This is a genomic window from Micromonospora sp. NPDC051296 (assembly GCF_040682255.1).
Taxonomy (GTDB): Bacteria; Actinomycetota; Actinomycetes; order Mycobacteriales; family Micromonosporaceae; genus Micromonospora; species Micromonospora craterilacus.
On sequence record NZ_JBFBAO010000302.1, the window covers coordinates 1 to 8,903 of the forward strand.

5 protein-coding genes and 1 riboswitch are annotated in these 8,903 nt (G+C 71.9%); of the genes, 4 read left to right on the top strand and 1 reads right to left on the bottom strand.

Annotated elements, in window-relative coordinates:
• Positions 1–75 precede the first annotated feature (75 nt).
• Complete coding sequence (locus tag AB0M52_RS25695) at positions 76–5,907, bottom strand: ThuA domain-containing protein (protein WP_363958559.1); 5,832 nt, start codon at positions 5,905–5,907, stop codon at positions 76–78.
• Positions 5,908–6,230: 323 nt separating this feature from the next.
• Positions 6,231–6,339: riboswitch (TPP riboswitch) on the top strand.
• Here AB0M52_RS25695 and thiE point away from each other — a divergent pair.
• The 4 genes from thiE to AB0M52_RS25715 all read left to right on the top strand — a co-directional run.
• Positions 6,334–6,960: a thiamine phosphate synthase gene (gene thiE, locus AB0M52_RS25700; protein WP_363958562.1), complete on the top strand. Its 627-nt coding sequence runs from the start codon at positions 6,334–6,336 to the stop codon at positions 6,958–6,960. (Overlaps the previous riboswitch by 6 nt.)
• Positions 6,954–8,174, top strand: a complete 1,221-nt coding sequence (gene thiO, locus AB0M52_RS25705) for a glycine oxidase ThiO (RefSeq protein WP_363958564.1) — start codon at positions 6,954–6,956, stop codon at positions 8,172–8,174. Before thiE ends, thiO begins: the two co-directional genes overlap by 7 nt.
• Complete coding sequence (thiS, locus tag AB0M52_RS25710) at positions 8,174–8,374, top strand: sulfur carrier protein ThiS (RefSeq protein WP_363958567.1); 201 nt, start codon at positions 8,174–8,176, stop codon at positions 8,372–8,374. The genes thiO and thiS overlap by 1 nt, the downstream gene beginning before the upstream one ends.
• A gap of 5 nt (positions 8,375–8,379) precedes the next feature.
• Positions 8,380–8,903: thiazole synthase (locus AB0M52_RS25715; RefSeq protein ID WP_363958570.1), on the top strand; the 524-nt coding region annotated here is incomplete at its 3' end.

The window sequence follows — 8,903 nt, forward strand, 5'->3', positions numbered from 1 at the left end:
GTGGCGGCCAGGCCGTCCAGTCCGGGCATCCGGATGTCCATGAGGACGACGTCCGGCCGGACGGGGCCCCTGGGTTCACAGCCGACGGCCGGGTGCGAGCCGGGTGGGATCGCCACTGAGCCGGCCGGCACCGGCCACCGACTCACCGTCATTGGCCCGTACGCCCGCCTTGCTGGCCGTGCCGCCGAGCCGAACGATCATGGCGTCGGCGTCCCGCACCAGCACGTCGCGGATCTCCGCCTCGATCACCAGCTTGGCGTCGGTGGCGACGCTGCGGAACTTGATCAGCTCCTGGATCGCCTTGTCGTCCTTGCCGCTGGCCTCCGCCTTGCGGGCGTTGGAGAGCGGGCTCGACAGCTGGTTGTAGACGCTGTTCGAGAGCCGCCCCGTCGCCTTGAACCGGTCCAGCAGGTTCTGCATGTCCCGGAACGAGGTGGTGACGAAGAACCGGATCGACGTGGTGGTGGCGTTGCCCGCCTTGTCGGTCGCGGTCACGGTCAGCTCGTGCAGGCCCAGCGGCAGCTCGTACATCGCCTGGAGCGTGCCGTTGGCGTACGGCCGGCCGTTGAGCTGGCCGACCACGCCCGCGATGCCCGAGGTCGGGTCGACCGCCTGCCAGGACACCCGGACGTCCTGGCTGTCGCCGTAGAGCTGGCCGTCGGCGATCCCCGAGACCAACAGGGTCGGCTTCGTGCCGTCGATCCGCACCACCGCAGACTTCAGCGTCTCGGCGTTGCCCGCGGTGTCGGTGGCCCGGTAGAGCAGCTCGTGGGCCCCGTCACCGCTGATCTCGATCGGTGCGGTGTACGGCGTCCAGGCGCCGCCGTCCAGCGCCCACTCCAGCAGCTTCACCCCGGAGCCGGCGTCGGTCGAGGTGAGCACCACCGGAACGGTGCCGTCGTGCCAGCCCTCGTCGTTCGCCGGGGCGAACGCCGCGGTGCTGACCGGTGCGGTGGCGTCGATCTTGACGGTGACCGTCTTCGTCGCCTCCACGTTGCCGGCCTCGTCGACCGAACGGAACCGCAGCTCGTGCGAGCCGTCCCCGGTCACCTGCACCGGTCCGGCGTAGGCGGTCCAGGTGGTGGCCCCGCCGAGCTGGTACTCGGTGCGGGCCACCCCGCTGCCGCCATCCTCATCGGTGGCGGACAGCGTGACGGTGACCGGTCCGGTGTGCCAGCCCTCGACCGGCGTGCCGGACACCTGAGCGGTGGTCACCGGGGCGGTGTCGTCGACCGTGGCGGTGGAGAGCCGGAAGTAGTCGAACGACGCCGCCTTCGACGCGGTCTGGTTGGCACCCAGGGTGAACAGGCCCACCTTCGGGGTCGCCCCGACCGCCGCGTTGGTCAGCGCCGGCAGCGCCGTCCAGGTCGTGCCGTCCGCCGAGTACGACGCGGTGTAGGTGTTGCCGCTGCGGGCCAGCCGCAGGTGCCACACCGCCGTGGTCAGGTTCCCCGCCTGCGGCTGCGGGTCCTGCACCGCCCCGCCGATCTCGCTGCGGAACTCGATCCGCCGCGCCACCGGCTGGCCGGGCTGGTTGTCCACGATGTAGTCGAACTTCAGGTAGTTGTCGTCGTCCGCGTACACGATCAACCCGGCCTGCTGGTACTGCTCGTTCAGCAGGCTGCCGTCGACCTTCGTCTCCAGGGTCCAGTCGCCGCTCGGCGCGGTCTGCAGGATGAAGTTCGTCGGCCCGGAGTTGCCGGTGCCGTAGATGTCACCGTTCGGCACGTCGATCCGCAGCGACCCGCCGGTCACCCGGTAGGCGGTCGGGTCCTCCCGGACGATCGCGTTCCACCGGCACTTGTCCAGCGAGTCACCGGTGAACTCGTCCGACGGGTTCACCGGCTCGGCCGGGATGTCCGGCGTGAACTGGAACCAGTCGAAGGCCGCGTCCACCACCGGGGCGGTGGTGCCGCCGTTGAGCGCGAAGAGACCGACCTGCGGGTTGCTGATCCCGGCGAGCGCCGCTGCCCGACCGACCGGGGTGAAGGTCTGCCCGTCGGCGGAGAACGCCGCGGTCAGGTTCGTCCCGTCGCTCATCAGCCGCAGGTAGATGGTGTCACCGGCCGGCGCGGCGGTGCTGTCGCCCGCCTCGTTGCGGGGGGTTCCCGCGGTCTCCCGGATGAACTCCACCCGCCGGCTGCCGGCGTGCAGCAGACCCACCTTGGCGTAGTTGTCGTCGTCGCCGTATATGAGCAGGCCGGCCTGCTGGTAGTCGGCGGTGGTCGGCAGGGTCACCTTCGTGGTGGCCTGCCAGGCCCCGCTCGGTGCGGGTTGCAGCACCAGGTTGGTCGCGTCGTTGCGGCCGCCGTACAGGTCACCCACCGAGGTGGGCAGGCGCAGCGCACCCCCGGTGACCGAGTACGACTGGTTCTCCCGGACGATCGTCTGCCATCGCTCACGGTTCAGCGAGCTGCCGAGGAAGTCGTCCGAGCGGGCCCCGAAGCAGGAGGTGTTCGGCGCGTCCACCTTCACCTGGACGGTGGCGTACGCCTTCGCGCCCCGGCTGTCGGTCACCGTCAGGGTGGCGGTGAAGGTACCCGGGACGGTGTACGTGTGGTCGGCGTTCAGCGTGTTCGCCGTACCGCCGTCACCGAAGTCCCAGGCGTACGTGAACGGGGTGTCGTCCTCGGCGTCGGTGGCCGTACCCGAGAAGGCCACCGTGACCGGCGCGGTGCCGGTGGTCGGGGTGGCCGTCGCGGTCACCACCGGTGGCGCGTTGTCGGTGACGCCCTTGCCGAGGAAGTCCATCCAGTTGACGTTGAACAGGCTGTCGGCTCCGCCGGCGGGGTCCCGGGCCACGAAGTACAGCGTCCCGCGGGCGTCGACGTTCGCCGGCACCTGCGCGGTGACGTCGGTGTACGTCTGCCACGCCCCGGTGCCAGGCACGTTGACCGAAGTGAGCAGCGGACCGTCGGCGGCACCGGCCCGGACCTCCAGCCGGCCGCCGGAGGTGGCGGAGGCGACCCGGAACCGGATCGCGTCGATCCCGGTCAGGCTGGCCGGGTCGACCGACCACCAGTCGCCGTCCTCGATCCAACCGATGTTCTGGCCGCCGCCGGCGGTGTCCCCGGTGGCCTCCTTGCCCACCCCCGGGTCGCCGCCGCCGGTGCTGCCGGCCACCCGGCCGGTGGCCGAGTAGTACTCGGCCTCCTTCCGCTTGGGCTGCAGGATCTCCAGCACGCGTCCGGTGAGCGGCTCGGCGCCGCCGACCCCGCCCTTGTCGGTGTAGGTCGCCTCCAGCACGGTGAAGACGTTCGCCTCCGCACCGTGCCCGGCGGCGAGCTGGGTCTGCACCACGCCGGTGCAACCGGTGTGCTGCTCCAGCGGGTGGGCGTGTTCGTCGTGGCCGAGGAGCACCTGGAGCTGCACCCGGTCGCAGTCGATCTCCCCGTCCTCCGGGTCGGTCACCTTGATCGTGTACTTGACCTGGTCACCCCAGTTGAAGAAGCCACCGTCCGGCGGGAACTCGATGGAGACGGTCGGCGCGGTGTTGCCGACAGTGACCCGGACGTTGGCCACCGCGGTCCGCCCCTTGGGGTTGGTCACGGTGAGCTGGGCGTTGTAGTTGCCCGCCTCGGCGTAGGTGTGCACCGGGCTGGCCTCGGTGGAACTCTGCCCGTCACCGAACGTCCAGGCGTAGGTCAGGGTGCCGCCGTCGGGGTCGCGGGATCCGGTGCTGGAGAACTGCACGGTGAGCGGCGCCGGCCCGGAGGTCGGTTCGGCGCTGGCCACCGCGATCGGCGCCCGGTCACCGGCGATGTAGTCGATCCGGTAGACGCCGGAGTTGTCGTTGTTGCCGCCGAAACCGCTGCCCCACTCGATCAGGTACAGCGCGCCGTCCGGGCCGAACTCGAAGTCCATCGGCCGGATGAACGTCATGTCTGCCAGCAGGCGGTTGATGTCCACCAGGGACTTGCCGTCCCGGGTGACCTGCATGGTGTACATCCTCGACTGGTTCCACTCGCCGAACATGGCCTTGCCGTCGTAGTACGCCGGCCACTTGCGGTCCGAGTTGAGGTCGGCGTCGTACCGGTAGACCGGGCCGCCCATCGGCGCGCCGCCGCCACCGATCTCCGGGAAGAGCGGGTTGACGGCATAGCCGTAGTCGACGGTGGCCGGGATGGCCGGTGGCAGGTTGGTCAGACCGGTGTTGTTGGGCGAGTCGTTCACCGGCGCGTTGCAGTCGAACTTCGGGCCGGAAGGACCGGAGGGGAACTGGTAGTCGTTGTACGCCCGGTTCGCCCCGGTGCAGTACGGCCAGCCGAAGTTGCCGGGCCGGTCGACGATGTTCCACTCCACCAGGCCCTCCGGGCCCCGGTTCGGGTTGGCCGAGCCGGCGTCCGGCCCGTAGTCGGCCACGTAGAGCACGTCGGTGGCCGGGTCGATGCCCATCCGGAACGGGTTACGGAAGCCCATCGCGTAGATCTCGGGACGGGTCTTCTCGGTGCCCGGCGGGAAGAGGTTGCCCTGCGGGATGGTGTACGTCCCGTCGTCTTCCGGGTGGATCCGGATCACCTTGCCGCGCAGGTCGTTGGTGTTGCCGGAGGTGCCCTGTGCGTCGTAGTCCTGCCGCCCCGGCCGCTCGTCGATCGGGGTGAACGCATCGGACTCGAACGGGTTGGTGTTGTCCCCGGTGGCCAGGTAGAGGTTGCCGGCCGAGTCGAAGGCCATCGTGCCGCCCGCGTGGCAGCAGGTTCTGCGCTGCGTGTCGACCTGGATGACGACCTTCTCGCTGGCCTTGTCGATGGTGTCACCGGTGACGGTGAACCGGGACAGGTGGTTGCGCGGGCCGCCGGTGACCGGGGCGTAGTAGAGGTAGACCCAGCCGTTGCTGGCGAAGTCCGGGTCGAGGCGGATGCCGATCAGGCCGTCCTCGTTGCCGGTGAAGACGTCGAGCTGAACGGCGGTGACCGTGTTACCGGTGTCCGGCTTGACGATCTGCACCCGGCCGTCGCGCTCGATGTAGAAGACCCGGCCGTCGGCGGCGATGTCCAGCTCCATCGGGTTGCTGGTGTTGCTGTCCAGCGTCACCTTCTCGAAGCTCGCGGTCAGCGAGGCACCGCAGTCGGCGCCCTCCACCCCGGCCGCGGTCCGGATGCCACCGAGCAGGTGGGTGAGGAACTCCGGCTCGGCGAACGACTCGTTGGTGTGGCCACCACCGGTGTACCAGGCCCGGCCGCCGTCGTAGTCCTGGCACCAGGCGATCGGGTGGTCGTGCCCCATCGCGCCGGCACCGGGGGAGTAGCTCCGCTCGTCGAGGGTGGCCAGCACGTGCACGTCGCCACGCGGGTTGGTCTGGAAGTTGTACCACTCGTCGTACCGGGACCAGCGCTCCGGCAGGTGGGCGGTGGACGGGTGGGCGGGATCCTCCACCTTGATCGTGGCCTGCTGGTTGGCCGGGTGGCCGGAGAAGTACGCGCCCACCAGACCGCCGTACCAGGACCAGCTGTACTCGGTGTCGGAAGCGGCGTGGATGCCGGCGTAGCCGCCGCCGGCCTGGATGTAGCGCTCGAACGCTGCCTGCTGCTCGGGGTTGAGGACGTCACCGGTGGTGGAGAGCCAGATGACCGCCTGGTAGCGGGCGAGGTTGTCGTCGGTGAAGGCACCGCCGTCCTCGGTGGCGTCGACGGTGAAGCCGTGCGTCGCGCCGAGCTGCTGGATGGCCGCGATGCCGACGGGGATGGAGCCGTGCCGGAAGCCGGCGGTCTTGGAGAAGACCAGGACTGAGAACGGGTCGGCGGCGGCGTTCGGGGCGGGGGCCGCCGCGGGCGCGGGCTGCGCGACGGGTGCGGTCTGGGTGGTGGGGGCGGCCTGCGCGGGGGTGCCGACGAGCGTGGTCGCGGCGAGGCCGAGGGCGATGAGGGTGGCGGTCACGGGTACGCGGGCACGGCGTGGTCGGGACACTCCGGTCTCCTTTGTCCTTACTGGACAGGGGTCGCGGGGGCCGGCTCGCCGAAGACCGTCCCAGATGGGGCCGGGCGGAACGCCTTGCCGGGGCGTTCGTTGCGGCATTATGTCGAATCGCTGAACAAATTAATTCCGCTGAATCGGTTCATGGCAAGGCTTCGATTGGTAACGTTTTGGCAACGGCGGGTGAGATTCCTATCAGGACTGCGCAAAGCGCCCACACCTTCCATGAAGGGGGATCTGCTCAACCCGTCCGCTGTCGCCCTGGCGGCGGAGAGCGCGCCTTGGCAGGCCGGCGGATCTGTCGTACGGTGACACCCAAGTGACCCACGGGAGCCCGGTTGACCGGGCTGAGAGGGGGGCTGTGAGCCCCCGACCGTCGAACCTGATCCGGGTAATGCCGGCGCAGGGAGGAGTGTTGCCGTGCCATCCCTGGGGCGACTGCATCTGATCACCGACACCCGGCCCGGGCGGGACCCGCTCGCCGTGCTCCGGGCCGTACTGCCGATGGCCCCTGGCGAGCTGGTGGTGCAGGTCCGGGTCGAGGACACCGCGACCGACCGGGAGGCGTACGACCTGGCCCGGCGGGTGGTCGCGCTCTGCACGCCGTACGCGGTGACCTGCCTGGTCAACGACCGGCTGCACGTGGCGCTGGCGGCGGGCGCGGCCGGCGGCCACGTCGGCGCCGACGACCTGCCGGTCGGGGCGGCCCGACGGGTGCTCGGCCCGGCCGCCGTGCTGGGTGCCACCGCCCGGAAGCCGGGGTCGGCCGTCGAGGCGGTCACCGCCGGGGCGAGCTATCTGGGCGTGGGCCCCTGCCACGCCACCACCACCAAGGACGGGCTGCCCCCGGCGATCGGGGTGCCCGGCATCCGGGCGGTGGCCGAGGCGGTCGCCGTGCCGGTGATCGCCATCGGGGGAGTGACGGCGGCCGACGTGCCCGCGTTGCGGGCCGCCGGCGCGTACGGAGTGGCGGTGGTCGGCGCGCTGTCCGCAGCCGCCGACCCGGCCCGCGCCGCCGCCGAGCTGATCGGGGCGCTGACGTGTTAAGCGGGGGCCCCTCCTCTACCGGAGGCGTTAACAAGGGGCCCTTCCTTGCACCGGATGTGGCGGTGGTGGGGGCGGGGCCGATCGGGTTGGCGATCGCGTGGCGGTGTGCGGCCCGTGGGCTGCGGGTCGTGGTGCACGATCCCGCTCCCGGGTCGGGTGCTTCCCAGGTCGCGGCGGGGATGCTCGCGCCGGTGGCCGAGGCGTACTTCGGTGAGCGGGAGCTGACCGGTCTGCTCACCGAATCAGCCGCGCGCTGGCCGGGGTTCGCCGCCGAGCTGGCCGAGGCGGCCGGCGCCGACATCGGGTACCGGACCGAGGGCACGCTGGTGGTCGGGCTCACCGCCGACGACCTGGCCGAGGCGCGGCGGCTGTGGGCGTACCAGCAGGGGCTGGGGCTGCCGGTGACGCCGCTGCGCCCCTCGCAGCTGCGGGACCGCGAGCCGGCGCTGGCGCTGCGGGTGCGGGGCGGGGCGCTCGCCGCCACCGACCACCAGGTCGACCCGCGCGGGCTGGTGCCGGCGCTGCGGGTGGCCGCCGAGCGGGCCGGCGCGGTGCTGGTCGCCGAGCCGGTGCGCCGGCTGTCCGACGTGACGGCCGGGGTGACCGTGGTCGCCGCCGGGTGTGGGGCCGCCGCCCTCACCGGGTTGCCGGTCCGTCCGGTGAAGGGCCAGGTGCTCCGGCTGCGCGCGCCCGACGGCGGCCCGCCGGGCTTCCGGCACGTGATCCGGGGGTACGCCGACGGCGAGCATGTCTACCTGGTCCCGCGAAACAGCGGTGAGGTGGTGGTCGGCGCGACGGTCGAGGAGCGCTCCGACCTGGCGGTGACCGCCGGGGCGGTGCTGCGGCTGCTGCGTGCCGCGGTAGACCTGGTGCCCGAGCTGGCCGAGTACGACCTGGTGGAGACCGTGGCCGGGCGGCGGCCGGGTACGCCGGACAACGCCCCGATCCTGGGGCCGCTGCCCGGTCGGCCGGACGTGCTGGCCGCCACCGGCCATCACCGGCACGGGATCGTGCTGACCCCGGTCACCGCGGATCTGATCGCCGACCTGATCACCGGAAACGCCCCCGACCCGCTGCTCACCCCCTTCCGCCCGGACCGCTTCGTCACCGCTCCCGGTTCCGGGGCGGGCGTTGGCGTCGGGTCGGGCGGGGGCTCCGGGCCGGTCACATCCGGCCTGCCCGCCAGGTCCGAGCAGTGGACGGAGGACGCCTGATGGAGTTGACGGTGAACGGTGCCGGGCGCAGTGCGCCGGACGGGGTCACGGTCGCCGACCTGGTCCGGGAGGTCACCCCGCACCAGCGCGGCGTGGCGGTGGCGGTGAACGGCGAGGTGGTGCCGCGCACCGGCTGGCCGACGACGGTGTTGCGTGGCGGCGACCGGGTCGAGGTGCTCAGCGCCGCCCAGGGCGGGTGAGCCCGATGGGCATCGAGTCGACAGGCTTCGAGCTGGGTGGTGTGCGGTTCGGCTCCCGGCTGATCCTCGGCACCGGTGGGGCGGCCAACCTGCACGTGCTGGAGCAGGCGATCCAGGCATCCGGCACCGGGCTGGTCACGCTGGCGCTGCGCCGGGTGGACACCGTCCCGGACCGCGCGGGCGGTCTGCTGGACCTGCTCGACCGGTGCGGCGTACGGCTGCTGCCGAACACGGCCGGCTGCTACACGGCCGGCGAGGCGGTGAAGGTGGCGCGGCTGGCCCGGGACGCGTTCGACACCGACTGGGTCAAGCTGGAGGTGATCGGCGACGAGCGGACCCTGCTGCCCGACGGGGTGGAGCTGCTGCGCGCCGCCGAGGAGCTGGTGGGCGACGGGTTCACCGTGCTGCCGTACACCTCGGACGATCCGGTGCTGGCCCGCCGTCTCGCCGACGTGGGCTGTGCGGCGGTGATGCCGGCCGGCGCGCCGATCGGGTCGGGTCTGGGGATCAACAACCCGCACCACATCCG

Excerpts from the sequence above, each read along its gene's own strand:
- thiS (WP_363958567.1), top strand. The coding sequence starts at position 8,174 with ATGGAGTTGACGGTGAACGGTGCCGGGCGCAGTGCGCCGGACGGGGTC.